The 25582-nt window shown below is 68.1% G+C and carries 25 protein-coding genes and 2 pseudogenes; 14 read left to right on the top strand and 13 right to left on the bottom strand.

Features of this window, described 5'->3' with window-relative positions; translation table 11 throughout:
* Positions 1-270 precede the first annotated feature (270 nt).
* Entirely contained in the window at positions 271-852 is a 582-nt protein-coding gene (locus tag V2W30_RS04260; protein WP_338693775.1) for a fasciclin domain-containing protein, read from the top strand.
* 98 nt (positions 853-950) lie between these two features.
* Here the strand turns inward: V2W30_RS04260 and V2W30_RS04255 are convergent, their stop codons facing one another.
* From V2W30_RS04255 to V2W30_RS04245, 3 genes are all read right to left on the bottom strand, one after another.
* Positions 951-1700, bottom strand: a complete 750-nt coding sequence (locus tag V2W30_RS04255) for an anti-sigma factor (RefSeq protein WP_338693773.1) — start codon at positions 1698-1700, stop codon at positions 951-953.
* Complete coding sequence (locus tag V2W30_RS04250) at positions 1697-2281, bottom strand: sigma-70 family RNA polymerase sigma factor (protein ID WP_338693772.1); 585 nt, start codon at positions 2279-2281, stop codon at positions 1697-1699. The genes V2W30_RS04255 and V2W30_RS04250 overlap by 4 nt, the downstream gene beginning before the upstream one ends.
* A 112-nt stretch (positions 2282-2393) precedes the next feature.
* Positions 2394-4067, bottom strand: coding sequence for a sulfite oxidase (locus V2W30_RS04245; protein ID WP_338693771.1), 1674 nt, complete (start codon positions 4065-4067; stop codon positions 2394-2396).
* Positions 4068-5176: 1109 nt separating this feature from the next.
* Here V2W30_RS04245 and V2W30_RS04240 point away from each other — a divergent pair.
* Positions 5177-5389: a hypothetical protein gene (locus V2W30_RS04240; RefSeq protein WP_338693769.1), complete on the top strand. Its 213-nt coding sequence runs from the start codon at positions 5177-5179 to the stop codon at positions 5387-5389.
* Positions 5390-5575: 186 nt separating this feature from the next.
* Here the strand turns inward: V2W30_RS04240 and V2W30_RS04235 are convergent.
* Both V2W30_RS04235 and V2W30_RS04230 read right to left on the bottom strand, forming a co-directional pair.
* A pseudogene (locus tag V2W30_RS04235) lies at positions 5576-5962 on the bottom strand (helix-turn-helix domain-containing protein); the annotation flags it as partial.
* Entirely contained in the window at positions 5959-7221 is a 1263-nt protein-coding gene (locus V2W30_RS04230) for a beta-ketoacyl-[acyl-carrier-protein] synthase family protein (RefSeq protein WP_338703473.1), read from the bottom strand. The pseudogene V2W30_RS04235 and the gene V2W30_RS04230, both read right to left, overlap by 4 nt.
* A gap of 65 nt (positions 7222-7286) precedes the next feature.
* On the opposite strand from V2W30_RS04230, the gene V2W30_RS04225 reads away from it, so the two are divergent.
* Positions 7287-7904 carry a TetR/AcrR family transcriptional regulator C-terminal domain-containing protein gene (locus tag V2W30_RS04225; RefSeq protein ID WP_338693767.1) on the top strand — a complete coding sequence of 206 codons (618 nt, stop codon included), beginning with the start codon at positions 7287-7289 and terminating at the stop codon, positions 7902-7904.
* 143 nt (positions 7905-8047) lie between these two features.
* On the opposite strand, the gene V2W30_RS04220 is transcribed toward V2W30_RS04225, so the two are convergent.
* The gene (locus tag V2W30_RS04220; protein ID WP_338693765.1) at positions 8048-8983 is read right to left on the bottom strand and encodes a transposase family protein; all 936 of its coding nucleotides are present in this window, start codon (positions 8981-8983) and stop codon (positions 8048-8050) included.
* A 116-nt stretch (positions 8984-9099) separates the two neighbouring features.
* Here V2W30_RS04220 and V2W30_RS04215 point away from each other — a divergent pair, with 116 nt between their 5' ends.
* A complete protein-coding gene (locus V2W30_RS04215; RefSeq protein ID WP_338693763.1) occupies positions 9100-9405 on the top strand; it encodes a barstar family protein in 306 nt (101 codons plus the stop codon).
* Here V2W30_RS04215 and V2W30_RS04210 read toward each other — a convergent pair whose 3' ends face one another.
* Together V2W30_RS04210 and V2W30_RS04205 are read right to left on the bottom strand one after the other, a co-directional pair.
* Positions 9406-9975, bottom strand: coding sequence for an IS5 family transposase (locus tag V2W30_RS04210; protein ID WP_425244479.1), 570 nt, complete (start codon positions 9973-9975; stop codon positions 9406-9408).
* A 142-nt stretch (positions 9976-10117) separates the two neighbouring features.
* Entirely contained in the window at positions 10118-10918 is an 801-nt protein-coding gene (locus V2W30_RS04205) for a S1 RNA-binding domain-containing protein (protein WP_338693761.1), read from the bottom strand.
* A 93-nt stretch (positions 10919-11011) separates the two neighbouring features.
* Here V2W30_RS04205 and V2W30_RS04200 point away from each other — a divergent pair, with 93 nt between their 5' ends.
* Positions 11012-11416: a hypothetical protein gene (locus V2W30_RS04200; RefSeq protein WP_338693759.1), complete on the top strand. Its 405-nt coding sequence runs from the start codon at positions 11012-11014 to the stop codon at positions 11414-11416.
* Here V2W30_RS04200 and V2W30_RS04195 read toward each other — a convergent pair.
* The 3 genes from V2W30_RS04195 to V2W30_RS04185 all read right to left on the bottom strand — a co-directional run bounded on the left by V2W30_RS04195 (position 11381) and on the right by V2W30_RS04185 (position 13733).
* A protein-coding gene (locus V2W30_RS04195) for an IS5 family transposase (RefSeq protein ID WP_338703472.1) occupies positions 11381-12150 on the bottom strand; the annotation gives its coding sequence in 2 pieces (ribosomal slippage) (positions 11381-11871 and positions 11871-12150; 771 coding nt in all). The genes V2W30_RS04200 and V2W30_RS04195 overlap by 36 nt on opposite strands.
* 167 nt (positions 12151-12317) lie before the next feature.
* Positions 12318-12974, bottom strand: coding sequence for a hypothetical protein (locus V2W30_RS04190; RefSeq protein ID WP_338693757.1), 657 nt, complete (start codon positions 12972-12974; stop codon positions 12318-12320).
* Between the two features lie 603 nt (positions 12975-13577).
* Entirely contained in the window at positions 13578-13733 is a 156-nt protein-coding gene (locus V2W30_RS04185) for a hypothetical protein (RefSeq protein WP_338693755.1), read from the bottom strand.
* Between the two features lie 34 nt (positions 13734-13767).
* Here V2W30_RS04185 and V2W30_RS04180 point away from each other — a divergent pair, with 34 nt between their 5' ends.
* Entirely contained in the window at positions 13768-14322 is a 555-nt protein-coding gene (locus V2W30_RS04180; protein WP_338693754.1) for an AAA family ATPase, read from the top strand.
* A 194-nt stretch (positions 14323-14516) separates the two neighbouring features.
* Entirely contained in the window at positions 14517-14774 is a 258-nt protein-coding gene (locus tag V2W30_RS04175; RefSeq protein ID WP_338693752.1) for a hypothetical protein, read from the top strand.
* 161 nt (positions 14775-14935) lie between these two features.
* On the opposite strand, the gene V2W30_RS04170 is transcribed toward V2W30_RS04175, so the two are convergent.
* Positions 14936-15253 (bottom strand): hypothetical protein, encoded by a 318-nt coding sequence (locus V2W30_RS04170; RefSeq protein WP_338693750.1) that lies wholly within the window; start codon positions 15251-15253, stop codon positions 14936-14938.
* Positions 15254-15631: 378 nt separating this feature from the next.
* Here V2W30_RS04170 and V2W30_RS04165 point away from each other — a divergent pair, with 378 nt between their 5' ends.
* The 3 genes from V2W30_RS04165 to V2W30_RS04155 all read left to right on the top strand — a co-directional run bounded on the left by V2W30_RS04165 (position 15632) and on the right by V2W30_RS04155 (position 20057).
* Complete coding sequence (locus tag V2W30_RS04165; protein ID WP_338693748.1) at positions 15632-15766, top strand: hypothetical protein; 135 nt, start codon at positions 15632-15634, stop codon at positions 15764-15766.
* Between the two features lie 375 nt (positions 15767-16141).
* The gene (locus V2W30_RS04160) at positions 16142-19246 is read left to right on the top strand and encodes a hypothetical protein (RefSeq protein ID WP_338693746.1); all 3105 of its coding nucleotides are present in this window, start codon (positions 16142-16144) and stop codon (positions 19244-19246) included.
* Positions 19247-19286: 40 nt separating this feature from the next.
* On the top strand, positions 19287-20057 hold the full coding sequence (locus V2W30_RS04155; RefSeq protein ID WP_338693547.1) for a transposase family protein: 771 nt from the start codon (positions 19287-19289) through the stop codon (positions 20055-20057).
* A gap of 115 nt (positions 20058-20172) precedes the next feature.
* Here V2W30_RS04155 and V2W30_RS04150 read toward each other — a convergent pair whose 3' ends face one another.
* Complete coding sequence (locus V2W30_RS04150) at positions 20173-21108, bottom strand: transposase family protein (RefSeq protein WP_338693548.1); 936 nt, start codon at positions 21106-21108, stop codon at positions 20173-20175.
* Between the two features lie 91 nt (positions 21109-21199).
* On the opposite strand from V2W30_RS04150, the pseudogene V2W30_RS04145 reads away from it, so the two are divergent.
* From V2W30_RS04145 to V2W30_RS04130, 4 genes and pseudogenes are all read left to right on the top strand, one after another.
* Positions 21200-22056 (top strand): annotated as a pseudogene (locus V2W30_RS04145) (IS5 family transposase).
* Positions 22057-22415: 359 nt separating this feature from the next.
* Entirely contained in the window at positions 22416-23180 is a 765-nt protein-coding gene (locus V2W30_RS04140; protein WP_338693744.1) for an IclR family transcriptional regulator, read from the top strand.
* A 173-nt stretch (positions 23181-23353) separates the two neighbouring features.
* Positions 23354-24289 carry a PDR/VanB family oxidoreductase gene (locus V2W30_RS04135; protein ID WP_338693742.1) on the top strand — a complete coding sequence of 312 codons (936 nt, stop codon included), beginning with the start codon at positions 23354-23356 and terminating at the stop codon, positions 24287-24289.
* A 40-nt stretch (positions 24290-24329) separates the two neighbouring features.
* Positions 24330-25547 carry a cytochrome P450 gene (locus V2W30_RS04130; RefSeq protein WP_338693741.1) on the top strand — a complete coding sequence of 406 codons (1218 nt, stop codon included), beginning with the start codon at positions 24330-24332 and terminating at the stop codon, positions 25545-25547.
* Positions 25548-25582: the final 35 nt, after the last annotated feature.

Genomic DNA, 25582 nt, shown 5'->3' with positions numbered 1-25582 from the left:
CACCCCTCCTGTCCCGTGCGCCCGCGGGTCCCGCTGCGAATGGCGCCGCACCGTCGGTGCGCCCTCCATCGGTAATCCGGCACCAGTATCCGCTGCGGATTGCCGAAAGTGACAAAGTTCTCAGAACTGGGCAATCCGAATCTCGCGTGGCGTCGAATTCCTGGTGAGGACGCGAATGACGCGCCGACCCCCGGTAGCCCGCGCTCTCAGCGGCCCCGGGCCGCTCGGGGGCCGGCGGACCTGCTCGCCCGCCGCAAAGGAGTGTTGATCATGACTGCTCATCGTGTAAGCACCCGGATCCTGGTCGGGGCGGCGGCGCTCGCGCTGCCGTTCTCGCTGGCGGCGCTGGCCCCGGCGGCGTCGGCCGACGACATGACAGGCCCCTTCGGGCCAGCCTGCTCCTCCGTCCCCAAGGGCGGTGCAGGTTCCTTCGACGGCATGGCCAAGGACCCGGTGGCGACGGCCGCCTCGAACAACCCGGACCTGTCGACGCTGGTGACGGCGGTGAACAAGGCCGGTCTGGTGGACACGCTGAACAGCGCGAAGGACATCACGGTGTTCGCGCCGACGAACGAGGCGTTCGCGAAGATCCCGAAGGCGGATCTGGACAAGGTCCTCAACGACAAGGCCCAGCTGACCAAGATCCTCACGTATCACGTGGTGGGTGACAAGGTCACGCAGGACAAGCTGGCCGACGGCAGCTTCAAGACGCTGGAGGGCAGCAAGCTGACGACCTCGGGCTCCGGCGAGAAGTTCAAGGTGAACGACAGCGCGAACATTGTCTGCGGCGATGTGCAGACCTCGAACGCCACTGTCCACATCATCGACAGTGTCCTGATGCCCAGGAGCTGACTGTGCGGCGGTACGAAGCGCCGTCGCAGAGAAAAGGGGAGTCAAGGGAGGCACCGAAGGTGCACCCCTTGAACAAGGCCCAGGAAGGGTGGGGTCGATCAGCCTGGCAGCATCAGCAGGGCCACCGGCTGGTTGGTGGGCTGCTTGGAGCCGCCGTCCGGTTCGAGGGTGACGCCCACGCCGGACGCCTTGTTGACGGCACCCGTCATCAGGACGCTCTGGTTCGTCCGGGAGGGGTTCATCAGGCCGGCCGGGCGCATCTGGTCCCCGTCGACGAACCACAGTTGGTACACCTTGCCCTCCGGCGGCTTCGCCATGCCGGAGGCGATGAAGACGGCCTTGTCGCTGTCGTGCGAGACGACCACAGAACCGCGTGCCCCGCCCTTGACGACCGTCGAGGTCACCTTGGCGTCCGGGGCGGCGAGTACGGCGGTGATCTGGTCGGCCTGTTCCTGTGCGGTCTGGGCCTGTTGACGGGCGTTGTCGGCCTGCTGGTGCTGCCACAACGTCGTGCCGCCGAGCGCGGCAGCGGCGGCGACACAGGCGGCGAGCGCCCAGCGCATGGCGTGCCCGCGACGTGCTGTGCGCGACAAACCCGTCACCGCGGAATGAGGGCGCTCCTGCCGCACACCGGCGATCTGCTCCATCACCTGGTCCTTGAGGCGGGGCGGTGGCGGCATTGTGGCCGCGAGCGCCAGCCGTCCAGCGGTCGCCGTCAGCTCACGTACTTCCTGGGCGCAGTCCTCGCACTTGGCGAGGTGCTGCTCGAACGCGACGCGCTCGTCTTCCTCCAGGGCATCCAATGTGTAGGCGCCCGTCAGCGTGTGCAGGTCGGTCGGAGCGGTCATGCGGTCACCCCCAAGCAGTCGCGAAGCCGGATGAGACCGTCACGCAGGCGAGTCTTGATCGTGCCCAACGGGGTGGACAGCGCCTCCGCGACCTCTTTGTAGGTGAGGCCCTGGTAGTACGCCAGCGTCACCGACTGACGCTGGATCTCGCTAAGGGAACGCAGGCAGCGGCGCAGCTGTTCCCGCTCCAACTGCCCCTCCACCTGTTCACTCACCTCGTCGAACTCCGGGACCTGATCGAGCAGCGCGACCCGGTGGTCGCGCGCGGCAGCCGCCTCCACCGAGCGGATCCGGTCCACGGTGCGCCGGTGCGCCAAGGTGAGCACCCAGTTCAGGACCGTGCCCCGATCCGCGCGGTAGCGCGCCGCGGTCCGCCAGAGCTCGACGAACACTTCCTGAGCGACTTCCTCGGACTGGGCATGATCGCGCAGCAGCTTGCACGCGACGCCGAACACGGGCGCAGCCACCGCCTCATAGATGACGGAGAACGCCTCGCGATCCCCCTGCGCGACGAGGGCAAGCTGCTCCTGCAGATCAGGTCCAGGGGCTGGACCGGGCTCGACCGGCCTGGGGTGTGTCATGTGCCGCCTTCCTAACACCGCTGGGCTGTGGCTGAGCAGGTCAAAGACACCAGTAACGCACAGCGTTGCCCTTCCACTCGAATCAGGGCCCGAAGTGCGCTTCGGCCAGGAGTCAGTCGACGGTGACGACGACGGAGTGCCAGCCGGAGGCGCCGTCGGGGATGGTCGGGGTGCGCTTCTCGGTCTGGGTCTCGCCCGTCCGGTCCGTGGCCCGCACAGTCAGGGTGTGGCCGCCCTTGGTGGCCTGCCAGGGGTAGGACCACTGGCGCCAGGTGTCGCGGGTGTCCTCGGTGGCGAGGCGGGTCTCTTCCCAGGGCCCGTCGTCGACGCGGATCTCGACCTTGTCGATGCCGCGGTGCTGGGCCCAGGCGACTCCGGCGACCATGACGGTGCCGGCTTTCGGGCGGGCGAAGGGCTTGGGCGTGTCGACGCGGGACTCGGTCTTGATCGGCGCCTTCTGCGCCCAGTCCCGCTTGACCCAGTACGAGTCGTAGGCGTCGAAGGTGGTCAGCTCGATGTCCTGGATCCATTTGCAGGCCGACACGTAGCCGTAGAGACCGGGCACCAGCATGCGCACAGGGAAACCGTGCTCGAAGGGGAGCGGCTGGCCGTTCATGCCGAGGGCGAGCATCGCGTCGCGGCCGTCCATCACATCCTCGACGGGGCTGCCGATGGTCATCCCGTCCACCGACCGCGCCACCAGTTGGTCGGCGGGCCCGCCCTTCGACGGCGGCTTCACCCCGCACTGCTTGAGCAGGTCGGCCAGGCGGACACCGATCCAGCGGGCGTTGCCGACGTAGGGGCCGCCGACCTCGTTGGAGACGCAGGTCAGGGTGATGTCGCGTTCGATGAGCGGCATCTTCAGCAGGTCGTCGAAGGAGACGGTCAGTTCGCGCTCGACGCCCTTGCCGTGGATACGCAGCTTCCAGCTGGTGGCGTCGACCTTGGGGACAACCAAGGCGGTGTCGACGCGGTAGAAGTCGTTGTTAGGCGTCATGAAGGGGCTGATGTCCTTGATGCGCAGGGCGGCGCCGCGCGGGACCGGGGCCGCCTTCGACGAGGGGGCGGGAATCACCACGTCCTTGCGGGAGGCGACGGCGTTCTGGCCCTGCGAGCCGTTCAACGCCCTGCCCGCGAGCCCGGCACCGGTGGAAGCCGCTGCCGCGGCGGTCGCGGCCAGGATGAACCCGCGCCGGTCCCACCCGGACTCACCTGAGCCGTCGGCGTCATGTACGGGGGCTGTGTCATCCAGTGCCTGCGCCGCGGAGTCTTCCGAAACCGAGCCTGGAGGGACGGTGGCCCGGCCGGCGACGTTCGCCGTGCGTCCTAGGCGGCCGATCAAGTAGTAGAGCAGGCAGGCCCCGACGATGGCGCCCACGGCGGAGGGCAGCGCGTCCGTGATGCTGGTGGAGTCGGGCCTGCTGGTGGCGGCCAGAGCGCCGACGACGCCGAACGCGAGGACACCCAGTGAGCCAATCAGCCGCCACCTTGCGGAGAGGGCCCCGAGCACCAGGGCGAGCACGGTCAGCACGGCCAGGATGCCCAGTTGCAGCACCAGCTTGTCGTTCGTGCCGAACTGCCGGATCGCCCAGTCCTTGACCGCAGGCGGGGTGCGGTCGATCGCCGCCCCGCCCACCGCGATGACCGGACCAGATTCGGGCCGCACTGCCGCGGAGACCAGCTCGGCGACCGCGATGGCCGCGTATCCGGCGAGCAGGCCGCTGAGCGCGCCCAAAGAGAAGCGTTTCATGCCGCGCAGCGGCGTGGGAGTCGAGTCGTCGTCCATGTCCGTGAATCCGTTCTTGCGCTGCGCTTGGATTGGTCGTTCACGCCATTGGGGGATGAAGGGGCATGCGACAGCAGTAGCAGGCAGAGCAGTGCGGTCCCTGATGGCAGCGCCGCCGGGTTGTCGGTATTCCACGGTCTGGAGGGCAGTGTGTGGGGCGAAAGAGTGACGGCTTGTGCGAAGACCAAGCCGCGGGTCACAGGCCGCCGGATTACCGGAGGGCACACGGATCCACACCACACCGCCCGACCAGGTGAGGCAATGGCCGCCGCAGGAAAGCGGTGATACCTGCCGCTTCAGCGGCCAGGTCGACTACTCCAGGGGAGCAGCTGTGAGAGTGCACATCCTGTTCGCATCGTTGATGAGGCGGGTACGGCCCGAGCCTGCGCCTGGTTGCCGGTTCACGGCCCGCGCCTGCCGCGGCAGGAGGAAGCAAGGTGCGTGTGGCCGAGGTGAAATGCGCCCCACGACCTGCCACATGAGCTGCAAGCCGAGCCCGGTGATCCCGCCCGCGGAGCTGAGGGGAGCAGTGTTGAGAGCCATCTCGCACACGCCTCAGGAACCCGCAGACACACACGCCGCTCCTCAGACCGGCCACGGCACGACCAATCCGCCTCCCGGTAGGCCTCCGGAATAGGTGATTCAGAAGAAGCGTAACGCTCCGTGGAATGAGGCCAAGGCAGTGAGCACGGACCAAGTCCTGCGCGCTGCATCCGTGCGCGGGCGTGAGCCGGTAGTTCATGGCAAGTCGGCTGTGCACCGGGACCCCGTGCAGGGCCGATGGCAGTCGCTCCCCGGTCGTCGGCGGTCGGGGAGTACCTGGCCCCGCTTGGTTCGAGGAAGCGGGGCCAGGTCCCAGGGGGAAGAGTCCGGCTGCGGGGTGTGCACTTCCCCGCTCGCTCGTCCGCGCGATGGGTTCCGCAGCTGGTCTCAGCGGAGGCAACGAGCTGCGATCTGCCACGTTCCGCCATGGTCCACCCGTGTTGACGAAATCCTGCACATCTCCGGCCGGTCTTCACGCGGCGGGCACACTCTCAGGCTCGTTTGCGTGTTCCTGTGTGCGCGGAGGTCTAGATGCCTTTGCTGGCCTGCGAACGCATCCTGGAGGTATGGCGAGCGCCCCGATAGTCGTGCACCCGCCACTCGGTACCGGTGGCCGGCGGGTGACCGCGCGCGGACAGATCCTCGGCCTCGCGCAGTCGGACCACGATGTCGTCGAGTTCCTGCGTCGTGCCGGGCTGGAGGCCGGGGAGGGGCTTTTGGATGATCCGGCGTGGGTGAAGTGGCGGGGCGGGCGCGCGCACCACTATGAGGCGGCGTGACCGCCTTCGCGAGCGGCGGCGGTTCGTCGCAGTGTGAGGCGTCGGTGGAGGCCGTCAGTGGTCGCCGGCTGCGCCTTCGTCTTCCTTGCCAAGGCGGGGGAGCCAGGTGAGGGCGAGCAGGGCGGCGTCGTCGTGCGGTTCGCCGTCGGCGTAAGTGCGCACGTCCTGTTCGACCCAGTCGAGAAGACGGTTGGTTCTGCCGTTGGGGTCGATGAACTTCCGTCGGTTCAGACCGAGGATGGCCAGGTGGCGGGTGACCGTACGGCGCGAGATCGCAATCCCGTCGACGGCGAGCTCGTGGGCGATGCGAGTGGCCGACCACTTGTGGGCACGCCTCATCTCCTCAATGCGTGTGACCACGTCGACCGGTGTCGCACTCGGCTGATGATGCGGCGTCGAGCCTCGATCAATCAATCCGAGTTCGCCGTGTCGACGGTGCCGGTTCACCCACTTCGACGCCGTTGCTCGGGAAATCCCCATCTCTGCGGCGACATGCGCGATCGGACGAGTCCTGCAACGCTCGATCAATCGGCGGCGACCCTCCACGGACAATGGTGCGTTCGCGTGGGTCACCGTGTGGTCGAGGCCGTACGGGACGCGTGGTGCCGTGCGCCGGTGACGATGAGGGAGACGTTCTGCCCACCGAAGCCGAAGGAGTTGCTGAGCACCGCCTCCTGGGGGACGTCTCGTCGCTCTGCGACGACATCGAGATCGATGTCGGGACCGACGCCGACCTCGGTGAGGTTGCGGGTCGGCGGGATGACGCCGTGCTCCACACTGAGGACGGCGATGAGGGCCTCGATCGCACCAGCAGCCCCAAAGAGATGACCGAGCGCCGCCTTAGGGGCCGTCACGGTGGCGCGGCCGAATACATCCCCGATCGCGTGCGCCTCGGCGACGTCGCCGACCGGAGTTCCGGTGGCGTGGGCGTTGATGTGGCTGATCCGCTCGGGAGCCAGGCCGGCTTGCGCGAGAGCCTTCCGCATGGCCGAGATCTGACCGGAGCCGTCGGCAGCTGGCGCTGTGATGTGGTGGGCGTCGGCGGCGATGCCGGCGCCCGCGAGCACCGCGTGGACGCGCGCGCCTCGGGCGCTGGCGTGCTCGGTGCTTTCGAGCACCACGACAGCGGCGCCTTCACTGAGGACGAATCCGCTGCGGTCCGCGGCGAACGGCCGTGACGCTGAAGCGGGTTCGGCGGTGTGCCGCGACAGTGCCTGTGCCTGGGCGAAGCCGGCGACAGTGATCGGGGTGATCGCGGCCTCGGTCCCGCCCGCGATGACCACGTCTGCCTCGCCGGCACGGATGAGCCTGGCTCCCAGAGCGATCGCCTCGGCACCCGAAGAGCACGCTGAGACGGGCGTGTAGACCCCGGCCCGTGCACCATATTCGATACTGATCAGCGCCGCCGCCGCATTGGGCATGAGCATCGGGACCGTGCGTGGCGAGACGCGCCGAACCCCGGCCGCCTCCAGTACGTCATCTTCCTTCAACAGCGTCCGTACGCCCCCGATGCCCGTACCGATCACCGATGCAAGCCGGTCCGGGTCCACCTCCGGCGTGCCTGCATCTGCCCAGGCCTCGCCCGCTGCGGCGAAGGCCGCCTGCTGTGAGCGGTCGAGCCGCCTGGCCTGCACCGGCAGCAGCAACTCGGCGGGGTCGATCGCCATCGTGCCCGCGGCGGTATCGGGAAGGCCGACGTCGTTGTGGCCTTGCAGGACGCCGCCGCGGATACCGGACTCGCCGGCAAGCAGGGCGTCCCACGTAGACGCCACGTTTGCGCCGAGTGGCGTGATCGCGCCGAGTCCGGTCACGACGACTTCAGTCCAGGGCATGCCCTTCAACCTTTCTTGTATGCGATACAAGCGAACGCCATTGTTGTATCACATACAATTTGGGCATGGAGAAGAAGCGAACCGAAGCTCGATCAGCCGGCGTCTCGTCGCGCGACCGCGGTCGCGCGACGAGACGCCGGCTGATCGAGGCAACTGCACGGCTCTGCACGGAACGGCCCGGTGCCGAGGTGAGCGTTGCCGAGATCGCGGAAGCGGCAGGCGTCTTCCCCAATCAGGTCACCTACTACTTCGGCTCCAAGGACTTGCTGCTCGTGCACGCCGCCTTTGTCGGCTTGCTGCACGACGCCCGACGGATTGAGCGCATCGGTCGCCAAGCCCCCGACGCGGCGACCTTTCGGCGCAACATCGCCCGCGCCGTACTGGCCATGCCCTCACTCCCGTCAGTCGCGCGAGCACTCGCCGCCGGGATCTCTAGGCCCGAACTCGCCCCCGTGGTCGACCAGCACCTCCAGTTGCTGTTCCGGCAATCCGAGCGCTTCGTGAGCCAACTCATCGACGGTCGGGGCTGGAGGGCCCGTCGACCGCTCGACGTAGAGACCAGGACGTTCTGGAGCACCGCGCTCGGCGCAGTGCTGCTCGTCCGCGCCGGGGCACACGGCAACGTCGCCGACCTGGACCTCGCCGGATCATTGACCATCCATGACGACCCCGAGACCGGCTAGCTCGGCCGAACGGGCCGGCGACGACGATGTGCGCGGTTTCCGCGCAACTGCCCGAGGCCACTCAGAGATCATTTGCGGGACAGCCCTTACGAGCTCGTGCACGGTAGGCGGTGAGACGTCGCGAACTTCGGTGCGACCCAGCTTCACATCTGCCATGTCGGGTTCAGGCCCGCGGTCTGCTGGTGGGACAGCAGGCCGGCGATGGCTTGGACGGTGTCGCTCATGTGCTCGCGGCGGCCGAGGTGGCGGGCCAGGGCCCGCCAGTTCTTCAGATGGGCGATGCCGTGCTCGACACGGATACGTCGTGATGAGTGCGCCTTGCGCTGGCGCTCGTGCATCTCTTCGTACCAGTCCGGGGCGTTCTTCTTGAACTTGCGGTGCGGTGGTGTCACCACCCGACCACCGGTCTGGGCGCCCAGTCCCTGGTAGCCGCCATCAGCCAGGATCTCGACTGCAGGCCCGTCGGCCAAGAGGTTGACCAGCCCTAACTGGCGGGCATGGGTGATGTCCGCGCAGCTTGCGGGACGGGCCGGGCTGCACCACAGCACGCGGCCTTCGCCGTCCGTGACCACCATGGACTTGACGGCGTTCTGCTTGTTCTTGCCGGAGATGAACTTGTCGCGGTCCTTGCGTCCGGCAGCGGGCCGACGGACCCGGATCTCGGTGCCGTCGACGATGCCGGTCGCCCCGCTCGCGCCGAGATGGTCGACAACCTCAGCGAGAGACCGCAGCCGCACGTCGGGGCTGACGGTGCAGCCCCGCTCGGCGAGCAGGGGCCGCACCTCACCGATGGCCCGGGTGACGGTGGAACGGTCCGCTCCGAACCAGCAGGCCAGCACATCATGGGTGACCCCGTGACGAAGATGGACCAGCGTGGCCAGCAGCCGGTCGACGAACACCAGCCGGTACTTCGCGCCTGCGCCCACAGCCCTCTGCCGCGGGCGAGCGGCAAGCCTCGCCTGATGACGCTCATGCCACAACGGTCCGATCTCCTCGACGAGTTCAGCAATCACTCCGGCAGTCAGCCCCGTGATCCGCCGATTGCCGATGATCACCGCGCGCGTCGAGTTCCCCACCACCCGACCATGATCAACCATCCAGGCTCGACGTCTCACCGCCTACCGTGCACGAGCTCGTTAGGCCCTGTCTCTTTGGAGCTCTGACGCCTTGGAAGAGGGCCGATTACTCTGTCGTGATGGCCAAGAGGATTGAGTCGGAGCTGGTGGTTGACCTGCGGGGTAGGCCGATCGAGACGCTCGATGACTTCTGGGACGCCGTGGCTGAGCCTTGCGGACTGCCGGAGTGGTTCGGCCGGAACACGGAAGCCTGGCGGGACACCATCCAGACGCGGGGCATCTCCGAGGTCATCGATAGCTATGACGTGGTGGTCGTGCACGTGGACAAGCGAGGAGTCTTCGCTGCCCGGAACCGTGAGGCCCGAGCCCTGCGAGGCGCCTTTTCGGGGAAGCATTCGCGCCTGGTCGTGCACGAGCTGCTCTGATCACCGCGTCGAGCGAGACCAGATCAGGATGGCTGCCAAGTGCAAAGCAGCCTCGTAGGCCAGGGCGAGGTTGTCCGTGCGCATCGCCAGACCACGCCATTGCTTCAAGCGGTTGATGCACCGTTCGACGGTGTTGCGCTGCGTGTATGCCTCCGCATCGAAACCTGGCGGGCGACCTCCGGCTCGCCCTCTGCGCAGGCGGTGTCCGACCTGGTCGGCAGGCTGCGGGATGACGGCGCGAATGCCCCCCCGCCGTCGGAGATGGTCGCGGATCGCGCGGGAAGAGTACGCGCGGTCCGCGAGGACGGTCTCCGGCCGAGTCCGGGGCCTGCCGAGTCCGCGTCGGGGGATGCGGATCCTGGCCATGACGGCCTCGAATGCGGGAGCATTGTCCGCCTGGCCGGCGGTGACGTAGAAGGCCAACGGCCGTGCCCGGTTGTCGCTGGCCAGATGTACTTTCGTACTCAGGCCGCCACGAGAACGTCCGAGTGCGTGATCGTCGGGTTCTGATCGTCGCGCAGCCCCTTTTGCACAGCCCCAGCCGCGTGCTGATGGGGCCGGCAGATGCACCCAGCTCCACGAGCGTCTCGACGCTGCGGCCACCGTGATCGCGGCCCTCCACCACGACAACGAGGCTCTGCGCGAGCACCTGTCCTCGCGCACAGCTGTGACCTCACTCAACGGGCTGTGGCGGGAATGAACGGACGAGGAGTCAGACGTCGTCGCCAGTCCTGGCTGAGCAGAGTCTGACCCGGTGACGCTGAAGGTCGACCTCGGAGACCCGCACGGTGATCAGTTCACCTTCGCGAACGAGCAGGTCAGGGCTCTCAACAGGCTCCTCGGTCAGGTCCGACAGGTGCAGGAAGCCCTCCACGCTGTCAGCGAGTTGCACGAAGATACCGAACGGGATGATCTTCGTGATCGGACCGCAAATAACCTGGTCAACGTGATCGGCGAATCGAAGGAGCGGGTCTTCCTGCAGGGCCTTCAAGGACACGGTGACCTGTCCCCGGCGCGTCTCGGACGTGATCACCTCCCCGGTGACGCGCTGCCCGACCTCGACGGCCTCGGAGGCGTGGTTGATTCGCGACCACGTCAGGTCGACGACGCGGATGAACCCAGTGCAGAGTCCATCAGGCTCGCCATCCATATGGACGAAGACCCCGAAGTTGTGGACCGCCGACACGGTTCCGGTCAGGATTTGCCCCGGCCGAATGCCGAGCAGGAAGGCTCTCAGTTCGGGGTTCTCGCACGCCCTTGCGGACAGATGCAGCTCTCCACGCCAACGTCCGATCACCTCGGCCTCGATCTCCTGGCCCACCCTGAAGATTTCCGAGGGATGCTCGACACGACGCATCGACAACTCTTGTCGATCGATTCGCCCGACCTCGTCCTCAAAGGTCACGAGGGCATCAGAGCCGTCGAAGCCGACGATGACCGCCTTCTCTACCGGGCCCGGTTGCAGTCGATTGATCAAGGCTTGTAGACGGGGATCGGAGGTGGACTCAGACATGGACGGAGCCTAACGAGCTCGTTAGAACTCCTAACGGAATGACACTTTGGGGTCGGCTCCTCGTCGTGGGATGCCGTCGGGCAGCATGGGGCGATGGACTTGGAACAGCCGTTGCCTCGCGAGCTGAAGGCTGTCGATTCGGCCTCGCTGTTCAGGCTGGAGGAGCGGGCGTGTGACCTCGGCCTGAGTCAACGGTTGGACCCGGCGTGGGTGCGCGCGAATGCGGCGCCTGACGGCACCCACTATCTGTGGCCGGCCCTGTGGCACACCTTGTCCCACCGCCCGGACGTACCACGTCACGTGCGGTGGGAACTGCTGATCACTCTGCGTACGGGAGACCGTGTGCTGAGCCTGCTGGATGTGATCCCCGACGACTTCGCCCCGCTGCCGAAAGTGACCTCACGCGAAGAGGGCATGCAGGTCAGGCGGCTCCTTGACCGTGCTCCTTCGGTGCGGGAATGGCTACTGCGGGAGGGCGAGGGCCCGGGCCGCCTGTGACAGGCGTCGCCAGCAGATGAGTGCGCACCCGAGAGTGAGGAAGGCTTCGTGGATGTCGTCGCGGATCTCCCAGCGGATCCGCAGGCGGCGGAACCAGTGCAGGTGGGCGAAGGCGCGCTCGACGACCCAGCGTTGGGTTCCGAGTCCGGAGCCGTGCTCGGTGCCGCGTCGTGCGATCAGTGGCTTCACACCGAGCGCGCGGACGAGGCGACGGTATTTGTCGTGGTCGTAGCCGCGGTCACCGAGCACGACGTCGGGGCAGTGTCGAGGTCTGCCGCGCTGACCCCGTACGTGCGGCACTGCCTGGAGCAGTGGAATGAGCTGGGTGACGTCGTTGCGGTTGCCGCCGGTCAGGGTGACGGCGAGCGGGATGCCAGTGGCGTCCGTGATCAGGTGGTGCTTGCTGCCCGTCCTGCCCCGGTCAACAGGGCTTCGTCCCGTCTTGGAGCCCCCTTTAACGCCCGGATGTGGGAGCCGTCCACGGCCGCCCGCGAGAAGTCCAGGGCGTCCGCGCTCCGGAGTTTGGCCAAGAGTGCTTCATGGAGCCGGGGCCACACGCCGGCCTCGGTCCACTCGGCCAGGCGGCGCCAGCACGTCATGCCCGAACCGAAGCCGAGCTCCTGCGGCGGGTGTTCCCAGGCGATCCCGGTGTGCAGCACGAACAAGATGCCCTGAAACACCTGCCGGTCCGGATGCCGCTTCCGCCCCGGATGCCGGTACCGACGCTCAACCATCGGCAGCAGCGGCTCGATCACCGCCCACAGCTCGTCATCGACATCCCACGGCTTCCGCCGAGCCACTGCGCACCCCCAGATCAACAGCCTTGGAGTGATCCAACCACCTTGAAGATCATTTCGTTAGGAGTTCTAAGCGGATTGCCGGTGCCCAAGCATGTTTGCGGCTATCCAAGCGGAGACCTCGTCCACGAGATCTCATCGATAGAGTCCAAATAATCGAGGCGTCCAGCGCTGAGCGCGCCTACCTGCACCTCGCTGTACCCGTCACGGTTCCCCCACGGCGCTTCATCCTCCATCGCTGGCCCGATGTCAGCGATCAGATCTTTGCCGAGGAAGATCTGGTGCCCTGGGCGAGGCCAATGCCAGCCGCCGAAGTTGACCCGTTGGAGGGGGGATACGACATCTGGGATCAGCGAGTTGGGTACGGAGGTGCTTGAGCGCCGATGCGGGGCACTGTAGGCGGCGTCGTGCACCGCGTTGTGGACCAAAAATTCTTCAAAACCTTCCGAAGACTTCACCCATGACCCGTCAGATTGCCCCTCCAGTACAACTGTTGGCTCGGCGATATCGAAAGCCCACGCTTGGTCGCCGAAATCTTGCATGAAAATGCAGACTCCGCCTTCGGATTGAATCTGCTCCGGCGGCAGTATTTCTTTCAGCGTGATCAAGTGATCCTGCCACTGTGAAGCAAGCGCATACCATTCCGCGAGGGCCGGTGGAAGCCAGGCGTGCTCCGGCAACGCGGGGCCGGCAGGAAGCGTGGGTGCACCGTGCCACTGCTCAAGAAGAACGCGCAGGTTCACATCAATCGACTCAATCACCGGGAGAACTTTACGCAGTGGCGGTGGCCGTCTGGGAAGTTGCCGTGCGAGGCTGCCGGCATGACGCTTTGTGATAGGCGAAGAGCATTTGCGGCTTCTCCCCACGGATACGGGCAACAGCCGGGTACTGTCTCGCCGACGACTCGCACGGCGGCGCGTGCGTACTCGGCGGCGGCCTCCTGGTGATCGCCGAGCGTTTCGAGGACCTTCGTCGCCCGCTAGTGCAGCGAGCCGACCGGTGGTCCCCAGGTCAGTGCCCAGAACGGAACCTCGTCCCCGCGGCGTGCGCCGTCGGCGAGCAGTTGGTGGGCCTGCCGGGTCTGGGCGATCGCTGCCATGGGTTGCCTGGTCCCGGCGAGCGTGTGGGCGTGCACGCTTCGCAACAAGCCTTGGTCTGGGCGCCGACGTGGCCATTGGCCCGGTTCAGTCCGGTCTCGGCCAGGCTTTGGCTGTGCTCGGGCCGGTGCAGTTCCAGTCTCTTCATCGCCATGGTCCGCATGACGGACCCGTTGTGCTCGCGCACCCCGGACTTGATGGCCGGGGCGTAGGACTGCGGGTAGTAGCCGCGGTGCGAGGGACCGGGTCGCCTGCGTCCTACGCCTTTCAACGGGAGAGGAGCACGCCCCGGCTGGCTGCCGACAGCGTCTGGGCGCGGACCTCGCCGGTGCGGAATCGGCCCCGGCACAGCCGGGCGACACCGCCGCGCAGGTAGGCGATCAGGGCGGTGCGGCCGTGCTGCCCGCCGTGGCGTTCGTCCATCCAGGAGACCGCCGCCACGTTAAAGGTGGCTACGGTGACGCGGGTGAGTGTGGGAACGAATGAGACGCGGCTCGTGGTGGTGCGCGGCAACTCGGCGTCGGGCAAGTCGTCTGTGGCGCAAGGGATCCGGGACCGGTTCGGCCGCGGCCTGGCCCTGGTGGGGCAGGACAATCTGCGGCGGACCGTGCTGCGGGAACGGGATGTACCGGGCGGCAAGAACATCGGGTTGATCGACGCGGTGGCCCGCTACGCCCTGGATGCCGGCTATCACGTGGTGGTCGAGGGGATCCTGTACGCGGACCGGTACGGGGACATGCTCGGGCGTCTGGTGGCCGACCACTGCGGCATCTCCCGCTGCTACTACCTCGATGTCGGGCTGGAGGAGACCTTTGAGCGGCATGCCTCGAAAGCCGATGCGGTGTATCTGGCGCAGGTGAACGAGGGGCACCTGCGGGAGTGGTATCGCGAGCGTGATCTGCTGCCCGGCGCTCTGGAGTGCGTGATCGGTGTCGACAGCCCGCTGGAGGAGACGGTCGAGCGCATCATGACCGAGACCGGGCTCAACCGCCTGCCCACCTCGCGGGACTGAAAGCGTGTTTCGTTCTGGCGAAGGTGTTTGGTAAGCCCGTCGAGGATGATGGCTGGGTGTTGGTCAAGGTAGAGGCAGTGCAGCCGGACCGGTCGGGGCCCATATTCGTCCGAGTGGACTCGGCAGTGGGCACTGCTGTGGTGCTCTGGCGGGGGCCCCAGGCGGTGGGGCGAGAGCACCGCGTCGAGTGGACCGTGGATGAGGACATCGTCTGGACGGAGAACGCCCGGCCAAGCACTGCTGGAACGCCTGGACTGTGGCAAGACGGCGACCGCATCGTCTTGCGTGGCCAGCTGCGTCTCGATGAGGACGGAGGGGCGGCCCTGGACGTGGGCGGCTCGGTGATCCTGTTCGATCTTGCCAACCCGCCTCTGCCGGATGGTGTCGATGGGTCGTGGGTCGAGGTCCGCGTGGCACCGGGCAACGTCACGGTCTGGCCCTACGAGGTCTGACTGTCGGTGGGCGGTCAGGTGTCGCGCCAGTTCTGGGTCGACTTGCGGCTGAGTCGACGGCTTATCAAGCCGACCATGGCCATCTTGGTCATGGCTTCTGCGCGGTGGGGGCAGGTATCTGTTTCGGGTGAGGGGGGTTGCAGATCCAGTCTTGGAGACTCTCAGCTGGCGGGGTGGTCCAGGGAAGCGATGAACCGGCGAGCCTCCATCATGGTCATGCCGGTTTCGTCCTGCACCAGCCTGACGGCCTCAACGCTGTTCTCGTCGGACTGCATCAGCCGGACCCGTGTCACGAGGCTGCCGCCTCCGAACTCGGGTGGTACCTGCTCCTGGAGGAAACGTCGGCTTTCCACGGCGTCGCAGAATCCCTTGGCAGTTTCGAAGGAGAAGCCGGTCAACGATCGCAGTTCCTTGATGACTCTGATCTTGGGTGTCTTCGCCAGCAGATCGGCTATGTGGAGCGGCAGCGAGGGGTTCATGCCGTCAATGTAGTCAGGACGTGAGCAGCGCAGACCAGGTGGGCGTCATCGGACTCACAGGCCAGCCTGCGCTCTGCCCCTCGGCTGGTACCCGCGATCGATCACCCTGTTCGGTTTCCTCACCGATGCCCGAGCGTGAAGGTGGCGAGACATCGGCTCTGTGCCCACAGGGGCAACTGCGCGCCTGGGCGCGCGCTCAGAATCGGCGGTACGCGATGGGCGTGGGTGACCGTCGCGCGTATCCCGGGTCCCAGCAACGTTTGTCGCTCAGCGTTGACAACACCGGGAGTTCGCGGGGAACGGTGTTGACAAGTTCCAGCAACACCCGAGGGGTTGCGGTGGGAGCATGGGGATGCTTCATGTTGCTGGGGGCCGCTCATGACGCCGAAGTCGAGGACCGGTCTGTACGCGGCGATCCGCCGTGACCACCGTGCCGGACTGAGCAAGCGCGCGTTGATGCGCAATTACGGGGTCGGCCATCCCACAGTGCAGCAGGCGCTGACGTCCCCGTGACCGCAGCCGCGGAAGTAGCTCCCGCCTCGGCCGACCAGACTCGATCCGTTCAAGTCGCTGGTGGAGAGATGCTGCGGGCGGATTTGAATGCGCCGCGCAAGCAGCGGCGCACCGCGATCTTCGACCGACTGCTGGAAGCGCATCACGCCGACGGCATCTCCTACGGCATGGTCCGCGCCTACGTCGCGGTGCGCCGGGGCGAGATCCGGACCGAGGTGCGACTGGGCGCCCACTGCTCACCTACTGATCTCCTCCCGGGGGTGGGCATCCAGCGCGATGCGGGTCTGCTCCCCAGGCGGTCTGCGCCGGAGAAGCCGTTACGGCTCCTGCGACGTGCTCGTAGTGTGGGGATGCGCGGGGCTGACCGGAGCTTGAGTGACGGGGGACAAGGTGGGGGCGGGAAGACTGCTGTCGTTCACGGACGCCCTGGATCTGCTGGGGGTGGACTCGGCGCGGATCGCGGCCTTGGACCGTGCCCTGGGGGGCGTGCTGAACGTGGCGACAGGCGGGGTGAGCGGCACGGTGCTGGGCATGGTGTCCGAGCGCGGACGGATCGTGGGCCTCGGCCGGGACGCCCTGCGCAACGCGGGGGGCCGGCTGGGCCGGACGCCCCGCCGTGCCGACCGCACCGATGTGTTGCGCGCGGCCCATACGGTCATCGTCCTCGTGGCCTGGTTCCAGGCGCTGGAGGAGGTGGTGCTGCCGTTCTCCCTGGACGACGTGGAACTGACCCGATCCGAACAGCTCCGGCTCGCCGAGGGGCACGACGCCGACTTCGTCGCGTCGCTGCTTGCGACGGGCCTGCCGTACCCGACCCCGCACACCCCGCCCGAGGAAATCTCGGCGGCGCTCCGGTCCCGGTACGAGCAGTACGCGACCCGGTTCATCGCCTTCCTCCAGGGCCTCGCCATGTGGGAAGCGCTGCCCCCTTACCAACAGGCAGCGGCCCACCTGGAGTTGTCCCGGATGACGTCGGCCGCCCAAGCCAAGTACCAGGGCCTCTTCTCCCAACTGTGCGTCACCGCTCCCGAGTTCGCCTTCTGGGTGACGCAGGCCGAGCACCAGTCCACCCGGGCCGCGGTGCGCCGCGCGCTCGACGGGATCGACGCGCTGCTGGCGGCGACGACCCGTGCCCTCGACCGGCCCGTTGACGTGGCCGACCGGCTCTGCCGGGCGCACACCGCGGCCCTGGACCACCCCGTCCTGGACGCCTCCACCACCCCCGAGGGAGTCAGCGTCCCCTCGCTGGGCGCCCTGTACATCGACCCCGACTTCCGGGTCGCGCAGCCCCAGGGGCGCGCGGGCCCGGCCGACGAGACCTGGTGGGAGCGGCACGCCGTACGGGGCGACCTGACGCGGTACCTGGTGGGCGCCCTGACGAACCCGGTGCTGACCGAGGCGCCGCTCCTCGTCCTCGGCCAGCCCGGCGCCGGCAAGTCGGTGCTGACCCGCGTCCTGGCCGCGCGTCTGCCGGGCGCCGGCTTCTTGCCCGTACGGGTGCCACTGCGCGAGGTACGGGCGGACAGCGACCTCCAGGACCAGATCGAACAGGCCATCAGGATCGCCACCGGCGAACGCACCACATGGCCGGACCTGGTCCGAGCCGCCGGTGGCTCGACCCCTGTCTTGCTCCTCGACAGCTTCGACGAACTCCTCCAGACCACCGGAACACACCACCAGGACTACCTGACGCGGGTCGCACGCTTCCAGCGGCGCGAGAGCGAGCAGGGACGCCCGGTCGTGGTGCTCGTGACGAGCCGGACCGCCGTTGCGGACCGGGCCCGCTTCCCCGAGGGCACGGTCGCCCTCCGCCTCGAGCCGTTCCGTCCGGAACAGGTCAGGACATGGCTCGCCATCTGGAACCGGACCAACGCGTCGGCTGCGCGCCCGCTGTCCTGGCAGACCGTCGCCCGGCACACCGAACTCGCCACCCAGCCGCTGCTGTTGACGATGCTTGCGCTGTACGACGCGACGGAGGGCGGTCTGCCCCGTGAGGACGCCGAGCCGCTGGCCGTCACGGAACTTTACGAGCAGCTCCTGTCATCCTTCGCCCGGCGCGAGGTCGGCAAGGCCACCCGCGGTGCCGTCCCCGACGATGTAACGAGCGACCTCGTTGAACGGGAACTGCACCGTCTGTCGCTCGTCGCCTTCGCCACGGTCAACCGGCGGCGGCAATGGGTGTCCGCCGGCGAACTCGACCAGGACTTGACCGCCCTCCCGCACCGACCCGCCGCCGGCCCGACCGGAACTGGTGCCCTGCTGAAGGAGGGGGAAATCGCTCTGGGGCGCTTCTTCTTCGTGCACCGGGCGCGCTCCCAATGGAGAGAGGAGGACCTGGCGACCTATGAGTTCCTGCACGCCACCTTCGGCGAGTACCTGGCGGTGCGGCTCGCCGTGCGATTGCTCCGGGACCTCGCGGCCTCGAACACGCCAGCCCCGGACGACGAAGCGGACGACGACCTTGCCTACGCCCTGCTCTCGTACGCGTCCCTGGCCTCGCGCCAGATGCTGGGATTCGCCCGGGAGCTGCTGGGCCGCATGTCCGACGGGGAACGGCGGCGGCTGGCGGCACGGCTCGTGCAGGTTCTGTACCGACACCGGACCCGCACAGGCGACGAGCACGCCGCGTACTGTCCGCAGCCGCTGCCGACCTCGTCCCGGCACGGCATCTACGGCTCCAACCTGGTCCTCGTGATCGTCGCCCTCTACGACGCGGCGACCGCCGCCGACCTCTTCCCCGACGCTGCCGACGACGCCGCGGCCGACGCATGGCTGCGGCACTGCCTGCTGTGGCGCGCGTCGATGGACGAGGCGCAGTGGACGGACTTCGCCCTGTCGCTGGAGACCCACCACCGCTGGAACGAGGCAGGCCGACGCCGCCTCGAGATCCGGCTGCGTACCCCTGGCCCGCCCCTCGTCCCGGACCCGCTCGACGCTAACTGGCTGTTCGGGCGCGGCCGCGGGCAGGACGGCTGCTGGCAGCGCACGTACTGGGACGAGCTCTGGCACAAGTCGGCGGTGTCGGGTCCGACGTCGGACGGCATCACCCGCCACGCGCTCGACCCGGTCCTCGCGAACCTGGGCGCGGCGCTGACCACGTTCGTCGCCGTCCCCGGGGAGCGCGCCACGTCCCTCGCCCATGATGCGCTGACCCTGATACTGGCCGACACAACGGATCTGCCGCGGGCCGAGCTGGCCGACCGGTACACCCGGGTCATGCGGGGGATCGCGGAGCTGGGTCCGCGGTATGCGCACCTCGACCGGCTGGTGGACCTCCTGGCGACGGCGCGGGACCGTGACCGGCACCGCCTGCCCGCGGAGGTCCGCCGACCACTCGACCAACTGCTGCGCGAGGAAATGCCGTTGATGGCGCGCTCCTCCGACGACACCGTGTCCGCCGACGTCCGGGACCGCCTGCGACGTGTACTCGACCGCCATTACCCCGGCCTCGTGGACACCGCCCGGCGCCGGTTGTCCTAAAGCGTGTTGCACAAGGCCGTGAACTGGGCATATCCGGTGTATGGCTGGGGTGTTGAGGGCTGAACGGGTGTGGGTGGAGACGTTCACGGGGCTGTCGATGGAGCAGTTCGGGCGGCTGCTGAGGGTGGTCCGTGACCGAGGCGGCAACGGCACGCTGCGGGGCCGTCCGTGGTGTCTGCCGCTGGCCGAACGGGTCTTGATCGTGGCCGTGTACTACCGCACCAACCTGACCATGCGGCAGCTCGGGCCGCTGTTCGGGACCTCTTCCTCGACCGTGTGCCGGGTGATCCAGAAGCTCGGCCCGCTGCTCGCGCTGGAGCCGGTGGCCCGTCCGGCCGACGCGGCGGACCGGTTGTGGATCGTGGACGGCACCCTCATCCCGGTCCGCGACCGGCACGTCGGCTCCTCCTCACGCAACTACCGGTTCTCCGCAAACGTGCAGGTCATTGTGGATGCCGACACCCGTCTCGTGATCGCCGCGGCCCGGCCGGTGCCGGGCACCACCGCGGACGCGCACGCCTGGCGGGCCTCCGGCCTGGCCCAGCACTGCCAGGGCGTGACCATGCTGGCCGACGGCGCCTACCTCAACTGCGGGATGGTCACCCCGCACCGCAAACGCCCCCGACGCGAGCTGCTGGCGGGCGAGGAGGCCGACAACGCCGCCCATCGCACGGTGCGGGCCCGGGTGGAGCATGTGATCGGCCGGATGAAGAACTACAAGATCCTCCGCGACTGCCGGCAGCACGGCGACGGCCTTCACCACGCCGTCCAAGCCGTCGCCCAGATGCACAACCTCGCCCTCGCCTCATGACCAGAGGACTGCCCTCACTAACCCTGACCTGCCCGAACACCGCCTTGTGCAACACGCTTTACGAGCTCGTGCACGGTAGGCGGTGAGACGTCGCGAACTTCGGTGCGACCCAGCTTCACATCTGCCATGTCGGGTTCAGGTCCGCGGTCTGCTGGTGGGACAGCAGGCCGGCGATGGCTTGGACGGTGTCGCTCATGTGCTCGCGGCGGCCGAGGTGGCGGGCCAGGGCCCGCCAGTTCTTCAGATGGGCGATGCCGTGCTCGACACGGATACGTCGTGATGAGTGCGCCTTGCGCTGGCGCTCGTGCATCTCTTCGTACCAGTCCGGGGCGTTCTTCTTGAACTTGCGGTGCGGTGGTGTCACCACCCGGCCACCGGTCTGGGCGCCCAGTCCCTGGTAGCCGGCATCAGCCAGGATCTCGACTGCAGGCCCGTCGGCCAAGAGGTTGACCAGCCCTAACTGGCGGGCATGGGTGATGTCCGCGCAGCTTGCGGGACGGGCCGGGCTGCACCACAGCACGCGGCCTTCGCCGTCCGTGACCACCATGGACTTGACGGCGTTCTGCTTGTTCTTGCCGGAGATGAACTTGTCGCGGTCCTTGCGTCCGGCAGCGGGCCGGCGGACCCGGATCTCGGTGCCGTCGACGATGCCGGTCGCCCCGCTCGCGCCGAGATGGTCGACAACCTCAGCGAGAGACCGCAGCCGCACGTCGGGGCTGACGGTGCAGCCCCGCTCGGCGAGCAGGGGCCGCACCTCACCGATGGCCCGGGTGACGGTGGAACGGTCCGCTCCGAACCAGCAGGCCAGCACATCATGGGTGACCCCGTGACGAAGATGGACCAGCGTGGCCAGCAGCCGGTCGACGAACACCAGCCGGTACTTCGCGCCTGCGCCCACAGCCCTCTGCCGCGGGCGAGCGGCAAGCCTCGCCTGATGACGCTCATGCCACAACGGTCCGATCTCCTCGACGAGTTCAGCAATCACTCCGGCAGTCAGCCCCGTGATCCGCCGATTGCCGATGATCACCGCGCGCGTCGAGTTCCCCACCACCCGACCATGATCAACCATCCAGGCTCGACGTCTCACCGCCTACCGTGCACGAGCTCGTTAGGGCCTGTCTTCAAAGTAGCGGTGCGGGATGATGGGTCTTGTGAGTCGCCGCTATGAACTGACCGATGAGGAATGGGAGTTGTTACGCCCGTTCCTACCGGCGGCATCGTTCGGTCGCCCGCGGGCGGACGACCGGACGATGTTGAACGGGATCGTATGGAAGATCCGTGCGGGCGCCGCCTGGCGGGATGTGCCAGCCCGGTACGGGCCGTGGCAGTCGTTGTACACACGTTTCCGCAGGTGGGCCCTGGACGGCACGTTCACCCGCATGCTTGCCGCGGTCCAGGCCGACCGCGACGCGAACGCGGACGTGGACTGGCTGGTGGCCGTCGACTCCACTGTGGTCCGTGCCCATCAACACGCGGCCGGCGCGAAAAGGGGGGCAGGTCGAGGGACGAACCGGCAGATCACGCCCTCGGTCGATCCCGAGGTGGACTGACCACCAAGATCCATCTTGCCTGTGACGGCCGCGGCCGCCCGCTCTCGTTCACTCTCACTGGCGGTAACCGCAATGACTGCACCCAGTTCGAACAGGTCATGGCGGGTATTCGCGTCGCTCGACTCGGCCCCGGTCGCCCCCGCACTCGCCCCGACCGGGTGGTCGCGGACAAGGGCTACTCGTCCCGGGCCATCCGCACCCATCTGCGCCGACGCGGCATCAAGGCCACCATTCCCGAACGGGTCGACCAACTCGCCGGGCGAGCACGACGCCGTGAACGGCGATGCGGCTTCGACAAGGCTGCCTACCGGCGCCGCAACGTCGTCGAGCGCTGCTTCAACCGCCTCAAGCAATGGCGCGGCATCGCCACCCGATACGACAAGACCGCGACCTCCTTCGAAGCCGCGGTCACCCTCGCATCAACGCTCCTCTGGCTCCACCCACTTTGAAGACACGCCCTAGGCCCGGATGCGGCGGCCACGGAATGACCGGATGACTCTGCTTATCCGGCCGTTTGCCTGGTCGCGTGCGCGACAAATGACGTAGGAGTGGCGTCCATCAGATGAGGGGGACAGATACGGGAGTCCGGCCGGCGATGAGGTCAGGGAGGGGTCTCCTTTGGCGTGCGGCCAAACTCCGGGAAGTGCCGGACATAACGTCACGCGGCAGCGTGACTCGTGCCGCCCTGCCAGGGTGGGCGGGGGTCCGAGTGCTTTCGGATTCATTCCAACGGGTGCAACTGGCCGAGTCGTTCAGCCATGGCACTCTTGTGTTCGGCAGTTCGTAGGACGGCTGGAAGCGGCGCGGCATGAAGCAACCTCACGGCGAGTCGGTACTCTCCCGGGCGACGCGCATCCTGGAGGCGTTCACCCAGGATGCTCCCGCACTGGCCGTCTCTGAGATCGCCCGTCGCACCGGGCTGCACGTGGCGACAGCCTCACGGCTCGTGACCGAACTGGTGGCCCACGGCTTCCTGAGCCGGGACGACGACCGCAAGGTGCGGATTGGGGTCCGCCTGTGGGAACTGGCGACCCGTGCGTCCCCCGCGCTGTCCCTGCGCGACGCGGCCATGCCCTTCATGGAAGGGGTCCACGACGTGGTCGGTCACCATGTGCAGCTGGGTGTCCTCGACGGCGATGATGTGCTCTTCCTGGAGCGGCTCTCCGCGCCGGGAGCAGTGGTCAACTACACCCGCATCGCCGGACGGCTGCCTCTGCACGCCTCCTCCAGCGGCCTGGTGTTCCTCGCCCATGGCTCCGCCGAACTGAGAGAGCGCATCCTCGTCGGCCCCTGTACCGCCTACACCTCCCGCACCCCGGTCTCGCCCTCGCGGCTGCGCGCCCTGCTCGCCGAGATACGGCAACAGGGATACGCCTATTGCCCGGGCTATGTGCACGAGGATGCCCTGGGTATCGCCGCCCCAGTCCGCGGCGACGACGGCTCGGTGGCCGCCGCGCTGGCGGTCATCGTGCCCAACGACGAACACGCCCACGTCGTCGTCCCCGTGGTACGTACCGCGGCTCTCGGCATCTCCAGGGCCCTCGCCGTGCGCGGCTCGACGGGACATGTGTGACGGGGACGCGACAGCCGTATGGCATTCCCGAGAAATTTCTCTCTCGCTGAGTGAGAATCGCGTCGCGGTGTGACTGCGGCCACGCGCATCCTTCCTGCATTCCGATGACGGGAGGCGACAACGTGGTCGTACGCACCCTGACCCCAGCGGGCCCTCAACACAGCACGTCCACCATGATGTTGGAGGTCCGCAGCAAAGACGCCGTCGCCGATGGCGTCGTGTCCCTGACTCTTTCCCGCCCGGACGGCGGACGGCTGCCGGACTGGACGCCCGGCTCACACATCGACCTGATCCTGCCGGACGGGACAACCCGGCAGTACTCGCTGTGTGGCGATCGCTGGGACGCCCACAGCTACCGGATCGCCGTGCTGCGCGAACCGGCGGGACGAGGCGGGTCGGCGTACGTGCACGACCGGCTCGCCCTAGGGAGCCCGGTCGGGGCCGGGGCCCCGCGCAACAACTTCCCGCTGGTTCCGGCCGAGCGGTACCTGTTCATCGCCGGCGGAATCGGCATCACTCCGCTGCTGCCGATGATTCGGCAGGCCGAACTGATGCGCGTGGAATGGCAGTTGCTTTACGGAGGCCGAACCCGCGCGTCCATGGCCTTCCGTGACGAGATGTCCGGCGCCTACGGCGACCGCGTGCGTCTCGTGCCGCAGGACGAGTGCGGGCTGCTGGATCTCGCGACCTGGCTGGCCGAACCCGCCTCGGGAACCAAGGTGTACTGCTGCGGGCCGCCGCCGCTGCTGAACGCCGTGGAGCAGGCATGTACTGCCTGGCCGCCCCACTGTCTGCGCACCGAGCGCTTCGCGGCGGCGAAGCAGACGGAGCCCGTACGGAGCACGCCCTTCGAGGTGGAACTGCGCCGGACCGGCAGCACCGTGACCGTCGAACCCGGCGTCTCGGTCCTCCATGCCGTCCGCCGTGCCGGAGTCGATCTCCTGTCCTCCTGCGAGCAGGGCACCTGCGGAACCTGCCTGACCCCCGTCCTGGAAGGAGTGCCCGACCACCGGGACGCCCTTCTGGCCGAACACGAACGCGCGGCCAACGACTGCATGTTCCCCTGCGTCTCCCGCTCCTGCGGTGACCGCATCGTCCTGGACATCTGAGCCGCCGAGACCTGCTACGCCGTGTACTGGGAGCCGCCGCATGAACGAAACGTCGCACATTGCTGTCACGACCCCCACCAGTGACGCCGACCCGTTCGCCCCGGAAAACCTTGAACATCCGGAACCCCTGCACCAGGCGCTGCGCGCAGCAGGCCCGGTCGTCCACCTCACCCGTTACGACGTCCACGCCCTGGCCCGCTACGAAGAGGTGCACGCTGCGCTCGTCGACTGGCAGACCTTCCAGTCCGCCGCCGGCGTGGGCCTCGCCAACTTCCGCCACGAAAAGCCGTGGCGCCCCCCGAGCCTGCTCCTCGAGGCCGACCCGCCGCACCACGACGCCCCACGGCGCGTCCTGCGCGAGCTTCTCGCCCCGCCCGCCCTGCGTCGGCTGCGGCAGAGCTGGCAGACGACGGCCGACGAACTCGTTGACACCGTACTGACCGGCGACGGCACCCGCTTCGACGCCTTCGAGGAGTTGGCCAAAGCCTTTCCGCTGCGTGTTTTCCCCGACGCCGTCGGCCTGGGAACCGACGGGCGCGACAACCTCCTGCCCTACGGCAACATGGCCTTCAACGCCTTCGGCCCCCGCAACGAACTGGTCGAGGCCGACGCGCCCCGCACGGCCGAGCTGTCGACCTGGGTGGGCGGCCAGTGCACACGCGAGGCGCTCGGCGAGCAGGGGTTCGGCGCGGCCATCTGGGCCGCGGCCGACCGGGGCGACCTCACCCCCGAGCAAGCACCGCTCGTGGTGCGCTCGCTGCTCACCGCCGGCGTAGACACCACCGTCCACGGACTCGCGGCCACCCTCTACGCCTTCGCCACCCACCCCGGCGAGTGGCAGCGGCTGCGTGAGCGGCTGGAGCTGGCGCGGGTCGCGTTCGACGAGGCAGTGCGCTGGCAGTCGCCGGTGCAGACCTTCTTCCGTACCGCCACCACCGACGTCTCGGTGGCCGGCACGGTGATTCCCGAGGGCAGCAAGATTCTCATGTTCCTCGGCGCCGCCAACCGAGATCCCGCCCGCTGGAACAACCCCGATCGCTTCGACCTCACCCGCGATTCCTCGGGCCACGTCGGCTTCGGCATGGGCATCCACCAGTGCGTCGGCCAGCATGTCGCCCGCCTCGAGGCCGAGGCACTGCTGACCGCCCTGGCCCGCCGCATCGAGCACATCGAGCTCGCGGGCGAACCCCGGCGCCACCTCAACAACACACTCCGCTCCTGGGCAGCTCTCCCGGTACGCGTCCGCCCGACCCGGTGACCCCGCGCACCGCCCTCCGCCTTCAGCAGTCGTAT

Source organism: Streptomyces sp. Q6, from assembly GCF_036967205.1.
In the GTDB taxonomy this organism is placed as follows: Bacteria; Actinomycetota; Actinomycetes; order Streptomycetales; family Streptomycetaceae; genus Streptomyces; species Streptomyces citrinus.
This window is presented reverse-complemented; position numbering and strand designations above follow the sequence as displayed.